We start from the raw sequence: 15,101 nt of genomic DNA on the forward strand, positions 1-15,101 counted from the left end.
CATGAGCGCGAATACGGTCGAAGGTCTTGAACGGGAGCTTTCGGCCGCGCGCCGCAACGTGTTCCTGCTGACGCTGGCGCAGGCGCTGCTTGCGTCCGCCGGACCGATCGTCTTCTCGGTCGGCGGCCTTGCCGGCTACAATCTGCTGGGACAGGACAAGTCGCTCGCGACCGCGCCGCTTACCGGCTTCAACATCGGCGTGGCGCTCGGCGCCGTGCTGGTCGCCATCGCCGCGCGCCTGCTCGGCCGTGCGCATGGCTTCATGGTCGGTTCGCTGGTGGGCGCCGGCGGCGGGCTGGTCGCGGCCATCGCGCTGTTCCGCAGCGATTTCTGGCTGTTCGCCCTGGGCTTCCTGCTGGTCGGCATTTCCAGCGGTTTCGCCCAGAAGATCCGTTTCGCCGCCGCCGATGCCTCGCCGTCCTTCTACAAGCCGCGCGCGATCTCCTGGATCCTGGCGGGCGGCGTGCTCTCGGCGATGCTCGGCCCCCAGGTGGTGATCTTCACCAGGGACCTGTTCGCGCCGGTGATGTTCGCGGGCGCCTTCGTGGCGCTCGTGCCGCTGTGCGGCGCGGCCATCCTGCTGTTCTTCTTCCTGCGCCTGCCCGACCACAAGGCGGCGGGTGCGGCGAGCGGCGAGCCGGCCCGGCCGCTCGGCGAGATCGTGCTCACGCAGCGCTTCCTGACGGGCATGATCTGCGGCATTTCCACCTATGCGCTGATGACCTTCATGATGACCGGCGCACCGCTTGCCATGGTCATCGGCTGCGGCTTCTCGCCGGATCTCGCCACGCTCGGCATCCAGTGGCATGTGCTGGCCATGTTCGCGCCGAGCTTCGTCACCGGCATGCTGATCCAGCGCTTCGGCAGCGAGGCGGTCGTGGCTGCCGGCCTCGTCATCCTCATGGCCTGCGCGGGCATCGCGCATATGGGCATCGAGCTGTGGAACTTCTGGGGGGCGCTCATCCTGCTCGGCGTCGGCTGGAACTTCGGCTTCATCGGCTCGACGGCCATCGTCGCCTCCAGCTACCGGCCGCACGAGGCCGACAAGGTGCAGGGCTTCCACGACATCATCCTGTTCGGCACGGTGGCGCTCGCCTCCTTCTCCTCCGGCAAGGTGTTCACCGCCTATGGCTGGCAGGCCATCAACATGATGTTCTGGCCCGTCACCGGCGTCAGCCTCTTCCTCGTCCTGATCCTCCTCTTGCGCAACCGCCGCAAGGCGGCCTGACGGTCCGCATCGGCCGCGGCGGCAAAATCCGCTCCCTCGACGTGTGTGGCGAGATGCGGCGGCTTGACGCGGCCGATTCGCAAACGCACTCTGGCCTCGCGCCGGCACCCGGCTTGTGAGGAGGCAAACCGGGCGCGGACGCATAGCGCTGCGGGAGAGGACCGCGGCATCCAAGGAGGAAAGAGCGAAATGACCATATTGCTTGGCGTTATCGCATGCGGGTTGCTCTCGGTGGTCTATGCCATCTGGGCGACACGGTCGGTGCTTGCCGCCGACCAGGGGAATGCCCGCATGCAGGAAATTGCAGGTTATATCCGGGAAGGGGCGCAGGCCTATCTCACCCGGCAGTACAAGACCATTGCCCTGGTCGGTGTTGTCGTCTTCGTCGGCACCTGGCTGCTTCTTTCCGCAACGGCTGCCATCGGATTCCTGATCGGCGCCGTGCTGTCGGGCGTTGCCGGCTTCATCGGCATGCATGTGTCCGTCCGCGCCAATGTGCGCACGGCGCAGGCCGCGTCCGTCAGCCTGTCCTCCGGCCTCGACATCGCCTTCAAGTCGGGCGCGATCACCGGCATGCTGGTGGCCGGCCTCGCCCTTCTCGGCGTGTCGATCTACTACTGGGTCCTCACCGGCGTCCTCGGGCAGGAGCCCGCCTCGCGCGAGGTCATCGATTCGCTCGTCGCGCTCGGCTTCGGCGCCTCGCTGATCTCCATCTTCGCCCGTCTCGGCGGCGGTATCTTCACCAAGGGCGCCGACGTGGGCGGCGACCTCGTCGGCAAGGTGGAAGCCGGCATTCCCGAAGACGACCCGCGCAACCCCGCCACCATCGCCGACAATGTGGGCGACAATGTCGGCGACTGCGCCGGCATGGCGGCCGACCTCTTCGAGACCTATGCGGTGACGGTCGTCGCCACCATGGTGCTTGCGGCGATCTTCTTTGCCGGCACGCCCGTTCTGGCGTCCGCGATGATCTATCCGCTCGCCATCTGCGGCGCGTGCATCATCACCTCGATCGTCGGCTCGTTCTTCGTCAAGCTCGGCACGAACGGCTCGATCATGGGCGCCCTCTACAAGGGCCTCGTCGTGACCGGCCTGCTGTCGATCCTCGGCCTTGCCGCCGCGACGACGCTGACCGTCGGCTGGGGCGTGATCGGCACGGTGGCCGGCAAGGAGATCACCGGCACCAACCTGTTCATCTGCGGGCTTCTCGGCCTCATCGTGACGGCGCTGATCGTCGTCATCACCGAATACTATACCGGCACCAACAAGCGCCCGGTCAACTCGATCGCCCAGGCATCGGTGACCGGCCACGGCACCAACGTCATCCAGGGCCTCGCGGTCTCGCTGGAATCGACGGCGCTGCCGGCCATCGTCATCGTCGGCGGCATCATCGCCACCTACCAGCTGGGCGGCCTCTTCGGCACCGGCATCGCCGTCACCGGCATGCTGGGCATCGCCGGCATGATCGTGGCGCTCGACGCTTTCGGCCCGGTCACCGACAATGCCGGCGGCATTGCGGAAATGTCCGGTCTCGACCCGGAGGTGCGCAAGTCGACCGACGCGCTCGATGCCGTCGGCAACACGACGAAGGCCGTGACCAAGGGCTATGCGATCGGTTCGGCTGGTCTCGGCGCGCTGGTGCTGTTTGCGGCCTATTCGAACGACCTTGCCTACTTCGCCGCCAATGGCGACAAGTATCCGTATTTCGCGGATATCGGCACGATCTCCTTCGACCTCTCCAACCCCTATGTCGTCGCAGGCCTGATCTTCGGCGGACTCATCCCCTATCTCTTCGGCGGCATTGCGATGACGGCGGTGGGGCGTGCGGCGGGCTCGATCGTCGAGGAGGTGCGCCGGCAATTCCGCGAAAAGCCGGGCATCATGGCGGGAACGGAACGGCCCGACTATGGCCGCGCCGTCGACATGCTGACCAAGGCGGCGATCCGCGAGATGATCGTGCCGTCGCTCCTGCCGGTGCTGGCGCCGCTCGTCGTCTATTTCGGCGTGCTCGCAATGCCGATGGCGACTAAGGCTGACGCCTTCGCCGCACTCGGTGCCTCGCTGCTCGGCGTGATCGTCAACGGCCTGTTCGTCGCCATCTCGATGACGTCAGGCGGCGGCGCCTGGGACAATGCGAAGAAGAGCTTCGAGGACGGTTTCGTCGACAAGGACGGCAACCGGCACATGAAGGGCTCGGAAGCGCACAAGGCCTCCGTGACCGGCGATACCGTCGGCGATCCCTACAAGGACACGGCGGGCCCCGCGGTCAACCCGGCGATCAAGATCACCAATATCGTGGCGCTGCTGCTGCTGGCCGTCCTGGCCTGACCCCAAAATCCGCGCAAAGAAAAACCGCGGGAGCGATCCCCGCGGTTTCCTTTTGTCTTCGCGGTGCGCGCCTAGTTGTTGCCGCCCAGCATGCTTCTCACCATCGCGCCGGGGTTTGCACCGCCGCGCAGCAGCTGGCCGAGGAAGGTCGTCTCGGCGCCGCCCGTCGGCGTGACGCGCTTGATCATGTCGAAGACCTTGCCGTCCTGCAGCGTGTAGTGGGCGAGGCGCTCGACATTGCCGTCCTTGTCGAAATACACGGCCAGAACGCTCTGCTCCACGACTTTGGGCTTCATGAAAGCCATCGGGCGCGTGCGCTTCTGGGATATGTAGTAGAAGACTTCGTTGTCGAAGGTCGCCGTCGAGGAGGGCGAGCCGAGCGACAGCAGGACCTGTTCGCGCGACGAGCCGACGGGGGCAAGTGCAAGCGTTTCCTGGTCGATGACGTAGCCCTGGTGCATTACCTCGCCCATGCCCATGCCCTGGCAGCCTGCCAGAACAGATGCGGAGAGGGTGGCGGCAACGGCGGCACTACGCAACAGCTTCATATTCACAGCATCTCTCTTAACACTATCCCCGGGACGATGATGGCCGCGCAGCCATTGCAATTCATGCATGCTTCGGTAAACCAGCTTCGACCGTCATGCAACATGACTTGCGACGGCACCATGGTTTGAATCAGGCAAAACTAGGCTTTATGATGATTTTTGGCCTGTTCGGCAAAAAAAACGGCAACCGGCGCATTGTCGAAAAACAATATGCGACGCTTACAACGGCCGCGCGCCATCCCTATCTCTATGAAGCGCTTGATGTTCCCGACACGGTGATGGGCCGCTTCGAGATGCTCTCGGCGATATTGATCCTGTACTTCCGCCGCACCCGCGCGAGCGCGACATCGGGTCAGGAAATCGCCCAGGAGATCGTCGATGCCTTCTTCGAGGACGTCGATCATTCGATTCGCGAACTCGGCGTCGGCGATGCCGGCGTGCCCAAGCGCATGAAGAAATTCGCCGGCATGTTCTACGGCCGGCTGGAGTCTTACGCGGCGGCGTTCGATGCCGCCGACCGTGATGCGCTGGCGGCGGCGCTGCGGCGCAACATCTACCCGGAAGGCGGCGAGGGCGCCCCTTCCATGAACGGCCTGGCCGCTTATCTCTTCGACGCAGAAACGGCGATGGCCGGCGTTGGCGAGGATGCGATTGCGGTCGGCGCGCTCACGGTTCTGGAACCGCGCGCGCCCGCACAGGCCGTGTGAGGCGAAAGGCAAGACGATGAAGCACAATGACGAAACGCCGTTCTCCTACCCGGTCAAGGTGGGGCATATCTCCGCCAACCCGGTGGAAGTGAAGATCGCGGCGAATGCCGAGGAACTGACGGGCCTTGCCAGGCTCTGGTCCGTGCTGGAGGTGAAGGCGCTGACGGCGGCCTTCGAGGTGAAGCGCTGGAAGCGCGACGGCATCCGCCTGAAAGGCCGCGTGACCGCCGACATCGTGCAGGCCTGCGTGGTGACGCTCGACCCGGTGGAAGCGCATATCGACGAGCCTGTCGAAGTCGTGTTCGTGCCGGAGGGCTCCAAGCTCGCGCGCATGCCGGTCGCGGCCGAGGGCGGGGAAATGCTGCTCGATCCGGAAGGCCCGGACGCGCCGGAAATCTTCACCGGCGACACGATCGATGCCGGCGTGGTGGCCGCAGAGCACGTCGCGCTCGCCATCGATCCCTATCCGCGCAAGGCCGATATCGCCTTTGCAGGCCATATCGAGAGCACCGACAAGGACGACCGAAAACCGTCGCCTTTTGCTGTTCTCAAGGACTGGAAAAAAGACTGAACGCCTCAAGGGCGTCCGATAATTCAGTTGTGCCCCCGGCGAAAAGCGGTATTTTGGCCGAATTCCGCTGGGGCGGCTCTTCTGCCGTTGGAAACAAAACTAAGGCAATACACGCGTGGTCAGAATTTCCGTCGATGTCATGGGTGGCGATTTCGGCCCGTCCGTGGCCATCCCTGGTGCAGCCAAGGCTCTCGAGCGCCATCCCGAAATCCGCTTCGTGCTCTATGGCAACGCCGCCGAATGCGAGCCTCTTCTGGCGCAACACCCGAAACTGAAGGCCGCCAGCACGTTTCATCACTGCGACATCGCGGTGGCCATGGACGAGAAGCCGAGCCAGGCGCTGCGCCGCGGCCGTGGCAAGGCCTCCATGTGGCAGGCCATCGATGCGGTGGCCAAGGGCGAGGCGGATGTCGCCGTTTCCGCCGGCAATACCGGCGCGCTGATGGCGATGTCGAAATTCTGCCTGCGCATGATGGCCAATATCGAACGGCCCGCCATCGCCGGCATCTGGCCGACGCTGAAGGGCGAGAGCATCGTGCTCGACATCGGCGCCACGATCGGCGCGGACGCCAACCAGCTCTTCGACTTCGCGCTGATGGGCGGCGCCATGGCGCGCGCGCTCTTCGAGATCGACAAGCCGACGCTCGGCCTGCTCAATGTCGGCGTCGAGGAGATCAAGGGCCAGGAAGAGGTGAAGGCCGCCGGCCAGCTCATCCGCGAGGCCAATTTCGACACGATCGACTACTATGGCTTCGTGGAAGGCGACGATATCGGTCGCGGCACGGTGGATGTGGTGGTGACGGAAGGTTTTGCCGGCAATATCGCGCTGAAGGCGGCGGAAGGCACCGCGCGCCAGATCGCGGAATATCTGCGCGCAGCCATGTCGCGCACCTGGCTTGCCAAGCTCGGCTACATCCTCGCCAAGAGCGCCTTCGACAGCGTGCGGGAGAAGATGGATCCGCGCAAGGTCAATGGCGGCGTGTTCCTCGGCCTGAACGGCATCGTCATCAAGAGCCATGGCGGCACGGATGCCGAGGGTTTCGCAGCCGCGGTGGATGTCGGCTACGACATGGTCCGCAACGGCCTGAAAGACAAGATCGAAAGAGATTTGCAGAAATATCACGCCGGCCGCCCCGTCGAGGGCGCCCAGAGCGTGAGCGATGAGGTATCGAAATGATCCGTTCAGTTGTCCGTGGTTTCGGAACGGCGCTTCCCAAACGGGTGGTCACCAATGCCGAGCTGGAAAAGACGGTCGACACGTCCGACGAGTGGATCGTGCAGCGCACCGGCATCCGCCAGCGCTACATTGCCGGTGAGGGCGAGACGACCGCCTCGCTCGGCGAAGTGGCCGGGCGCGCGGCCCTCGATAAGGCCGGCCTCACCGCCGCCGATATCGACGTGATCATCGTGGCGACCTCCACGCCCGACAACACCTTTCCGGCGACCGCCGTCAACATCCAGAACCGCCTGGGCATGCACCATGGCTTCGCCTTCGACGTGCAGGCCGTGTGTTCGGGCTTCGTCTATGCCGTGACGACGGCCGACGCCTATATTCGCGGCGGCCTGGCCAGGCGCGTCCTCGTCATCGGCGCGGAAACCTTCTCGCGCATCCTCGACTGGACCGACCGCACGACCTGCGTGCTGTTCGGCGACGGCGCGGGCGCCATCGTGCTCGAGGCGCAGGAAGGGGCGGGCACCACCGCCGACCGCGGCGTGCTGACGGCGCAGTTGCGCTCCGACGGCGCGCATCGCGACAAGCTCTATGTCGACGGCGGCCCCTCGACCACCGGCACGGTGGGACACCTGCGCATGGAGGGCCGCGAGGTCTTCAAGCATGCGGTCGGCATGATCACCGACGTGATCGTCTCGGCCTTCGACGCGACCGGCTTCACGGCCGACGACGTCGACTGGCTGGTGCCGCACCAGGCCAACAAGCGCATCATCGATGGTTCCGCCAAGAAACTCGGCATTCCCGAGGAAAAGGTCGTGATCACCGTCGACCTGCACGGCAACACGTCGGCGGCCTCCATCCCGCTCGCGCTGGCCGCAGCCGCAGAGGACGGACGCATCAAGCAGGGAGACGTGGTTCTGCTGGAAGCCATGGGCGGCGGTTTCACCTGGGGCGCGGTGCTGCTACGTTGGTAGGATGGCGCCCACCACAGGTGCGGCTTGACCCGGGCTTGCAAGGACAATAGTCTTCCGCGACTAACCATACGCTTTCAATAGGAAATCGGTGAGGAACGATGAGCGGCAAGACGGTGACACGCGCAGATTTGGCCGAATCGGTTTTCCGGAAAGTCGGCCTTTCGAGGACTGAATCCGCAGAGCTCGTCGAAACCGTGATCGATGAGATCTGCAACGCCATCGTGCGGGGCGAGAGCGTCAAGCTCTCCTCCTTCGCCACCTTTCAGGTGCGCGACAAGAACGAGCGCATCGGCCGCAATCCTAAGACCGGCGAGGAAGTGCCGATCTCGCCGCGCCGCGTCATGACCTTCAAGGCCTCGAACGTGCTCAAGCAGCGTGTCCTGAAAGCCCATCTCGCGCGCAAGGCGAAACAGAAGCCGGCTTCGCCCGCATCTTAAGCGCTTTTCGGGGTGATAGCCCCGCCGCCGGCAATTTGAAACTTGAATATCGCCCGGCAACTCGCTGAAATGAATACGATTCGGCTGCATATCGTGTATGCTGCCGCCGTAACCTTTCATCGAGGCCAGTATGGACAAGAGTCCGGACGCTTTCCGCACCATCAGCGAGGTCGCCGACGATCTCGACCTGCCGCAGCATGTCCTGCGCTTCTGGGAGACGCGGTTCACGCAGATCAAGCCGATGAAGCGCGGCGGCGGACGGCGCTACTACCGCCCCGAGGATGTCGACCTGCTCAAGGGCATCCGCCACCTGCTCTACGATCACGGCTATACGATCAAGGGCGTGCAGAAGCTCCTGAAGCTTAACGGCAACAAGTTCGTCGCGGCCATCGCCAGCGGGGACTTGGCTACGGTCGAAGCACTGGCGGCCGCCAGCCACGAGGAGCCGTCACCGCCGAAGGCCGGCAGCGACGAGGACCAGATCGTCGGCCGCGCCAAGGCGCCGTCCAGCCGCCGCTTCTTCTCCTTTGTCGGCGGCGGAGACGAAACGCCGGAAATCTCCCTCGGCAAGACCAGCGTCGGCAAGGAAGACCGCGCCCTGTTGCAGGAGGCGCTCTACGACCTGCTGGAGTGCAAGCGCCTGTTGGACCAGGTGCGTTAAGGCACTCGTATGCGCTGCTGTAAACGCCGCCGTGTTCTTCCGCACGGCTCATCGGCCGCGCTCGCCTCTAGTCCCGTCGCACGGAAGGCTCCCAGCCTCGCGTGAAGCCGCGCCCCATCGCAGCACGCATCAGGTCGAGCTGGCGTTGCAGATGTGCGCAGTCGGCGAGCAGGGTCTCGATGGTCGCCCGCGCATCGCCGCCATGCCAGGCGAGGGCGGTATCCACGGGGTCGCCTGCCGCATCAAGAGTCGCCGCGTCGGTTACAGGCTCGCAAAGCGGCTGCATGTGATTCTCCCGGGAATGGATCAGAGCGTCCAAGGGTCTGAAAGCAGACGCCTTGGCCATGAATGTTCTTATTATGTTCCGGTTGCCTAGGGAGTCAAGAGGCGGTGGGCGGACGGACGCAACTTGGGGAAAAAGCCCCGCCGAAGGCGGGGCAAGCAGGCGTCACGCTTGGCTCGCGGTGACGCGGGGAGTGCCCGCAAAAATCAAGGCGGGCAGAATGCTTCTACGACTTTCGTCTTATGTCCGGAAAGGTCGAAAGCGCTGAATCCGGTACGGTTTACGAAAGAAAAGCCGATACCGTGATCGATGAAGCCTATGCGGTGCCCCCATATCGCGCGGCATGGAGCCGAGAGCGTGCCTTTTACGATAAGCCGCAAGCTGAGTATCGCTCCGCGACGTCCGGCAACGGGACATTTATCCACATTTGTTCCGGACGCCGATTTTTGGGCTTGCATCCAAAACATCCAGACTATAGGGGTTTGCTCGGTCCGGAATGTAGCGCAGCCCGGTAGCGCACTTGACTGGGGGTCAAGGGGTCGTGGGTTCGAATCCCGCCATTCCGACCAATTCTCCTTCTCCCGCATATCCTGTTTCAGCGGAACTTTTGCCGGTTCTTCGCGTTACCATGCCGCCGGCTCTTTCGCCGGTGTCATTCGAGCGAGAGGGCAACGGACATGGAAGAAGCAGGTATCGGCTGGATTGCGGCCATCATCATCGGCGGTATTGCGGGCTGGCTCGCGGAACGCTTCATGAAGAGCGACATGGGCGTTCTCATGAACATCCTCCTGGGCATCGTCGGCGCGGCCGTGGCGAACCTTTTGCTCGGACTTATCGGCGTTTCGCTGGGCGGCTGGATCGGTTATCTGATCGCGGGCTTCATCGGCGCCTGCATTCTCATTGCGGTGGCGCGCGCTATCAGGCGATAGAGAAAAACACGTTTCCCAAGGCCGTCTTTCCGCGAGGAAAGGCGGCCTTTTTCGTTGGCAAATCTCAGGCGACGAGGCTGCGGTAGATCGCTTCGGTCTCGTCGATCATGCGGTCCAGGGCGTAGTCGGCGCTGCGGGCCACGGCGGCTGCGGTGTAGCGGGCGAGGCTCTCCGGGCTGGCGAGGTTCAGCATCGCGTCCGCCAGACGGTCCGGATTGTCGGTGTTTTCGATCAAAAGGCCGTTGTGCTTGTCCTTCAACACCATCGAGGCGCCGCCGACATCGGTCAGGACGAGCGGCTTGCCGGCGGCGGCGGCCTCCAGCATCACATAGGACATGGCCTCGTAGCGGCTCGGCATGACGAGCACGTCGATCGCCGCCATCGCGTCGCGCCCGGTGAAGCGCGTCGTGAGGTGCATGCGCCCGGCATGCCTGCTGGCCTCGATCCGGCTGCGCGTCGCCTCCTGCGCCTCGCCCGTGCCGATCATCAGGAGATGCGCGCGCGACAGGTGACCGGCAAGGAGATCAAAGGCAGCCACGAGCCGCTCCGGCGCCTTCTGATGACAGAGGCGGCCGACGAAACCGTAGAGCAGCGCATCCGGGGGGATGCCGAGTTCGCGGCGCACGGCTGCGCGGGTATCGTCCGGCGGTGTCTCGACGCCGTTGACGACGATGGTGAGTTTCTCACGCGGTATGCCGAGGCCGCGGGCATGCGCGTACTCGTCCTTCGAGACGCAGATCAGCCGGTCCGTCAGCAGGCGCGCGAGCATCGTCTCGATCAGGCCATAGACCCGGCGACCGGTCTTGCCGAGGCCCGGATCCATGGTGCGGAAGGCGTGCGGCGTGTAGACCCGCGGCACATGTCGTCCCGGCAGGCGCAGACGCGCGAGCGCGCCCGCCTTGGAGCTGTGGCCGTGAATAATGTCGAAGGGGCCTGCCTGGCGCATGACGCCGGTCAACTGACGCCAGGCGCCGAAATCGGCCGGGCCCGGCGAGCGCTTCATCGGTACGACATGGATGCCGGCGAGGTCGAGCGCGGTGAGTTCGGCGACGAACCGCTCCTCCGCCCTGACCGGGGAGTAGACGGCATGCACGCTGTGGCCGCGCGTCTGCATGCCACGGCACAGGTCGATGAAATGCCGGCCGGAGCCGCCGCCGCTGGGTTCCAGGATTTGCAGGAGGCGCAGGGGCCGAGGGCTCCTGATCGGGGCTGCGTTCATCAGGACACAGCGCCTTTGACGCTGCGCAGGTTATGGCGCCGCTCAAGCGCAAAACAGCCCCAGAGGATGCCGAGCAGCAGGTAGAAGTGCCTCCAGTGGTCGGTGTCGATGACGAAGCCGATCACGCTGTGGCCCACGATGGTGATGAGGGCGATCATCAGATAGGGCTGCCATGGCCGGTTGCGCAGCAGGTATTTGAAGCCGGCGCTGAGCGTCCAGGCGATCAGGGAGACATAGCAGAGGAAGCCGAGCCAGCCGTAGCTCGTCAGCGACTTCAGCCAGATATTGTGCTCGTCTTCCGGAAAGATCTTGCTGAACACCATGGGGCCGATGCCGAGCGGCTTTTCCATGGACATGAGGAAGCCGATGCGATGGCGGTCGAAACGGCCGAGATGCCCGCCGTCGTAATCCTGTACGAGTTGGGTGCGGTTGGAAAAGAGGTCCGCGACCTTGTCGAACTGGAGCGCCACGAGCAACGCGATAACCATGAGCCCGGCCGCCGAGATACTGAGGATGAGGATCTTCAGCCGGAAAGCGCCGGTGCGCTCCTTCAGCAGCATGATGAAGACGAGCGCCACCACCGAGAACAGGTAGAGCGCCCAGGCGGCGCGCGAGAACGACAGGAAGACGCCGAGTGCCAGGATCAGCACACCGATGATCTTGAGCGGCGCGCCAAGTATGCGGCCGGAAAGCAGGCCATACATCAGGTAGAGCGACGGCGCGACGAGATAGGGGCCGAAGACGTTCGGGTCCTGGAAGGCGCCCTTGGCACGGTCGTAGAGCGTGAAGGCTTCCGCTCCGGGAAAGGCATGGAAATAGCCGAGGATGCCGAGGATGGAGGTGATGAGCGCGCCGGCGACCCAAGCCCTGAAGATGAGCTCCAAGCGCGAATGGCGCGCCTCTATGATGGCGGCGAAGAAGACGCTGGAAAGCGCCAGGAACAGCGAGACGGCGACATACATCGGCCCGCCGGCCAGATCGTCCATCACGGTCAGCGACAGCATGCCGCCGACATTGAAGGTGACGAGCAGGACGAGCAGGGGCGCCACGCCGCGCGAGATGCGCAGCCCCACGATGGCCCAGAGGCCGATGAGCCCCGCCATGAACAGCTCATAGGGCGCCGGCTCGCTCATGACGAAGCCGGACAGGAAGACGCCGACCGCGACCAGCATCGAGCCGAACACGCCGACGGCCGCAAGCTGCGGCCGGAACGGCGGGGCATAGGGGAGGGCCGCGTCGCTCAATAGGCGTTTTCCGTGTTGAGTAGCCGGAACGGCGTCAGGAACAGGATCTTGAGGTCCAGCCAGAGCGACCAGTTCTCGATATAGTGAAGATCGAATTCCGTGCGGAAGCGGATCTTGTCGTCATGGTCGATCTCGCCGCGCCAGCCGTTGATCTGCGCCCAGCCGGTGACGCCGGGCTTGACGCGGTGGCGGGCGAAGTAGCCGTCGACCACGTCGACATATTTGCGGTCGTGCGACTGCGCCTGCACGGCATGCGGGCGCGGGCCGACCAGCGAAAGCTCGCCCTTCAGCACGTTGAACAGCTGCGGCAGTTCGTCGATCGAGGACTTGCGCAGAAAACGGCCGATCGGGGTGACGCGCGGATCGCCCTTCGTGACGGCGGCGCGGGCCGAGGGGTCGGAGAGATGCGTGTACATCGAGCGGAACTTGTAGACGTCGATGATCTCGTTGTTGAATCCGTGGCGCTTCTGCTTGAAGATGATCGGGCCCGGCGAGGAGAGCTTGACGGCGATGGCCGCGCCCAGCATGACCGGCCAGAGCAGGACGAGCGCGACAATGCTGAAGAACAGGTCGAAGATGCGCTTGGCGACATTGTCCCAATCGGCGATGGGCTTGTCGAAGATGTCGAGCATCGGCATGCTGCCGACCTGCGAATAGCTGCGTGGGCGAAAGCGCAGGCCCTTGGCATGCGCGGCAAGGCGAATATCGACCGGCAGCACCCAGAGCTTCTTGAGCAGCGTCAGGATGCGCGCTTCCGCCGAGAGCGGCAGCGAGATGATCAGCATGTCGATGCGCGCGAGACGGGCGAATTCCACGAGTTCGGCGACGTTGCCGAGCTTGGGATAACCCGCGATGACGGAGGGCGAACGGCGCTCGTCGCGGTCATCGAAGATGCCGCAGATGCGGATGTCGTTCTCCGGCTGCTGTTCCAGCGTGCGGATCAGTTCCTTGGCCGGCTCGCCGCCGCCGACGATGACGGCACGCCGCTCCATGGTGCCGTTGCGCGCCCAGCGGCGGATCGCATAGGCGATGATATGCCGCTCGACGACGAGATAGACCGCGCCCACGGCGAACCAGGACACGAACCAGATACGCGAATAATGCTGCCCGGATTTGAAGAAGAACACCATCAGCGCCATGATGGCGAAGGCGGCGGCCCATGCGGCCAGGATGCGCGGCATCATGCGCAGCGGCGAGCGAAGCGACGGGACCTGATAGCTATCGGCAAGCTGGAGGGTCAGCACGCCGACCGCAGCGCCGCCGAACAGCACCATCGCATAGAATCCCGTCAGTCCCATGCCGACATAGAAGGCGTGGATGGCGTAGCCGATGACCAGCAGCATCGCGAATTCGCAAAGCCGAAGCAGGCCCGTGATCATGGACGGGGAGAAGGTGTCGATGCGGAATTGCTGTGCGATCTTGCGCGCGAGCGGATTGAGCTCGACCGTTTCCTCGTCGCCTGACTTCGTCTCCTGCGAAAGCGTACGGATTTCCGACACCTTGCGGCGCAGGCTATCCGGGTCGAAGGAGTCGGGCGGCTGGATCTGGTTCATGGCTGTACCTCAGCAGGCTTTCAGCCTCAGATAGCATGAAGCCCCTAAGAAACGTTTACGGTTGACCGGTGCGGGGCGCGCCGAACGGCCGCATTTTGCCGCTCTGGGTGGCCAGAATGTCCCGGTAAAGCGCAAGCAGGGCCTCCGACATGGTCCGCGCGGAGAACGTCTTCCTGAAGGCGACGGGCTCGGGCATCGCCTTGCGCAGCCAGACCGGATCGTTCATCGCCTGCGTCATCACGGTGGCAAGCGAGGCGGCGTCGCCCGGCTCCGTCAGTGCGGGGCTGTCGCGGCCCAGCACTTCGGGAATGCCGCCGACGCGGCTGGCAATGATCGGCCGGCCGGCGGCGATCGCTTCCAGCACGATATAGGGCAGCGCTTCCGCGCGGGAGGGGACGACCACGGTGCGGGCAAGCGCAAAGGCTTCCTGCGCCTTCATGGCGGGCAGCAGGCCGATGCGGCGGCCGAGACCGCTTTCCACGATGCGCCGCTCGTATTTCGCCCTGTCCGGACCGTCGCCGATGATCAGCGCCGAAAGCGGCCGCCCGACGCGGCGCTCGGTCTGCGCGAAGGCCTCGACGAAGACATCCGGGCCCTTCAGGTCGCGCAGCATGCCGATATAGAGGAAATCGACGGCATCTTCGCGGGGGTAGACGATCTCGAAGTCCCGGTCGTGAATACCGTTGTAGATGCGCTCGGCGCGTACGCGCGGCTTGCCGACGCGCGCGATATAGGCGTCGCGCTCGTAGTCGCAGACGAAGGTGAGCGCGTCGCCGCGCCGCTCCAGCAGCCGTTCGGCGGTGAGGATCGCCAGTCCCGCCGCCGTGCGGCTCGTATAGTGCAGGCTGCCGCCATGCGGCGAATAGAGGCGGGCTACGCGATACCTGTTGACCCGCAGGGCTGAGCCGATGAGCCGGGCAATGGCGCCACCCTTGGCGCCGTGCCCGTGCAGGACATCCGGCTGCAAACCTTTTATTTCATGATAACTTTTCCGGAACGCGCCGATGTCGCGAAGGTCGACGGACCGGCTGATGGGCATGCGCACGAGGCCGAGCGAGAGATAGGGGCGGATTTCGTCGAAGAGCGCATCTTCGAACGAACCGCCCGTGAGGCTGTCGCAGATGATGCCGACATCATGCCCGGCCTTCGTGTGGAATTCGGCGAGATCGCGCACATGACGAAAGATTCCGCCGATGGGGGAACGGAAGCAGTGAATGATGCGCAGAGCCCCATCGTCCGCCATGATGC

15 protein-coding genes and 1 tRNA gene are annotated in these 15,101 nt (G+C 64.5%); 10 read left to right on the plus strand and 6 right to left on the minus strand.

Going from position 1 to position 15,101, the window contains the following annotated elements; all coding sequences use genetic code 11:
- The first annotated feature begins 1 nt into the window (after position 1).
- Positions 2-1,228: an MFS transporter gene (locus K6301_RS05040; RefSeq protein ID WP_247219655.1), complete on the plus strand. Its 1,227-nt coding sequence runs from the start codon at positions 2-4 to the stop codon at positions 1,226-1,228.
- A gap of 189 nt (positions 1,229-1,417) precedes the next feature.
- On the plus strand, positions 1,418-3,556 hold the full coding sequence (locus K6301_RS05045; protein ID WP_247219656.1) for a sodium-translocating pyrophosphatase: 2,139 nt from the start codon (positions 1,418-1,420) through the stop codon (positions 3,554-3,556).
- A gap of 71 nt (positions 3,557-3,627) precedes the next feature.
- Here K6301_RS05045 and K6301_RS05050 read toward each other — a convergent pair whose 3' ends face one another.
- On the minus strand, positions 3,628-4,104 hold the full coding sequence (locus tag K6301_RS05050) for an outer membrane protein assembly factor BamE (RefSeq protein ID WP_247219657.1): 477 nt from the start codon (positions 4,102-4,104) through the stop codon (positions 3,628-3,630).
- A 95-nt stretch (positions 4,105-4,199) separates the two neighbouring features.
- On the opposite strand from K6301_RS05050, the gene K6301_RS05055 reads away from it, so the two are divergent.
- The 6 genes from K6301_RS05055 to K6301_RS05080 all read left to right on the plus strand — a co-directional run bounded on the left by K6301_RS05055 (position 4,200) and on the right by K6301_RS05080 (position 8,625).
- The gene (locus K6301_RS05055; RefSeq protein ID WP_247219658.1) at positions 4,200-4,811 is read left to right on the plus strand and encodes a ubiquinol-cytochrome C chaperone family protein; all 612 of its coding nucleotides are present in this window, start codon (positions 4,200-4,202) and stop codon (positions 4,809-4,811) included.
- Positions 4,812-4,827: 16 nt separating this feature from the next.
- The gene (locus tag K6301_RS05060; RefSeq protein ID WP_247219659.1) at positions 4,828-5,382 is read left to right on the plus strand and encodes a YceD family protein; all 555 of its coding nucleotides are present in this window, start codon (positions 4,828-4,830) and stop codon (positions 5,380-5,382) included.
- A gap of 115 nt (positions 5,383-5,497) precedes the next feature.
- Positions 5,498-6,559 carry a phosphate acyltransferase PlsX gene (gene plsX / locus K6301_RS05065; RefSeq protein ID WP_247219660.1) on the plus strand — a complete coding sequence of 354 codons (1,062 nt, stop codon included), beginning with the start codon at positions 5,498-5,500 and terminating at the stop codon, positions 6,557-6,559.
- On the plus strand, positions 6,556-7,527 hold the full coding sequence (locus K6301_RS05070; RefSeq protein WP_247219662.1) for a beta-ketoacyl-ACP synthase III: 972 nt from the start codon (positions 6,556-6,558) through the stop codon (positions 7,525-7,527). The genes plsX and K6301_RS05070 overlap by 4 nt, the downstream gene beginning before the upstream one ends.
- A 98-nt stretch (positions 7,528-7,625) precedes the next feature.
- Complete coding sequence (locus tag K6301_RS05075) at positions 7,626-7,964, plus strand: integration host factor subunit alpha (protein WP_064329714.1); 339 nt, start codon at positions 7,626-7,628, stop codon at positions 7,962-7,964.
- A 130-nt stretch (positions 7,965-8,094) separates the two neighbouring features.
- On the plus strand, positions 8,095-8,625 hold the full coding sequence (locus K6301_RS05080; RefSeq protein ID WP_134649898.1) for a MerR family transcriptional regulator: 531 nt from the start codon (positions 8,095-8,097) through the stop codon (positions 8,623-8,625).
- Positions 8,626-8,692: 67 nt separating this feature from the next.
- Here the strand turns inward: K6301_RS05080 and K6301_RS05085 are convergent, their stop codons facing one another.
- Positions 8,693-8,911, minus strand: coding sequence for a dehydrogenase (locus tag K6301_RS05085; RefSeq protein WP_247219664.1), 219 nt, complete (start codon positions 8,909-8,911; stop codon positions 8,693-8,695).
- A 489-nt stretch (positions 8,912-9,400) separates the two neighbouring features.
- Here K6301_RS05085 and K6301_RS05090 point away from each other — a divergent pair.
- Both K6301_RS05090 and K6301_RS05095 read left to right on the plus strand, forming a co-directional pair.
- Positions 9,401-9,477: transfer RNA gene (locus K6301_RS05090), tRNA-Pro, on the plus strand.
- A 108-nt stretch (positions 9,478-9,585) separates the two neighbouring features.
- The gene (locus K6301_RS05095) at positions 9,586-9,837 is read left to right on the plus strand and encodes a GlsB/YeaQ/YmgE family stress response membrane protein (RefSeq protein WP_247219666.1); all 252 of its coding nucleotides are present in this window, start codon (positions 9,586-9,588) and stop codon (positions 9,835-9,837) included.
- 64 nt (positions 9,838-9,901) lie between these two features.
- Here K6301_RS05095 and K6301_RS05100 read toward each other — a convergent pair whose 3' ends face one another.
- Genes K6301_RS05100 through K6301_RS05115 form a run of 4 tightly spaced genes read right to left on the minus strand, consistent with a single transcriptional unit; the run spans position 9,902 to position 15,096 of the window.
- On the minus strand, positions 9,902-11,056 hold the full coding sequence (locus tag K6301_RS05100) for a glycosyltransferase family 4 protein (protein WP_247219668.1): 1,155 nt from the start codon (positions 11,054-11,056) through the stop codon (positions 9,902-9,904).
- A complete protein-coding gene (locus K6301_RS05105) occupies positions 11,056-12,300 on the minus strand; it encodes an O-antigen ligase family protein (protein ID WP_247219669.1) in 1,245 nt (414 codons plus the stop codon). Before K6301_RS05105 ends, K6301_RS05100 begins: the two co-directional genes overlap by 1 nt.
- The gene (locus K6301_RS05110) at positions 12,297-13,853 is read right to left on the minus strand and encodes an undecaprenyl-phosphate glucose phosphotransferase (protein WP_247219671.1); all 1,557 of its coding nucleotides are present in this window, start codon (positions 13,851-13,853) and stop codon (positions 12,297-12,299) included. Before K6301_RS05110 ends, K6301_RS05105 begins: the two co-directional genes overlap by 4 nt.
- Positions 13,854-13,908: 55 nt before the next feature.
- Positions 13,909-15,096 (minus strand): glycosyltransferase family 4 protein, encoded by a 1,188-nt coding sequence (locus tag K6301_RS05115; protein WP_247219672.1) that lies wholly within the window; start codon positions 15,094-15,096, stop codon positions 13,909-13,911.
- Positions 15,097-15,101 lie beyond the last annotated feature (5 nt).

Source organism: Shinella oryzae, assembly GCF_023038235.1.
In the GTDB taxonomy this organism is placed as follows: domain Bacteria; phylum Pseudomonadota; class Alphaproteobacteria; order Rhizobiales; family Rhizobiaceae; genus Shinella; species Shinella sumterensis.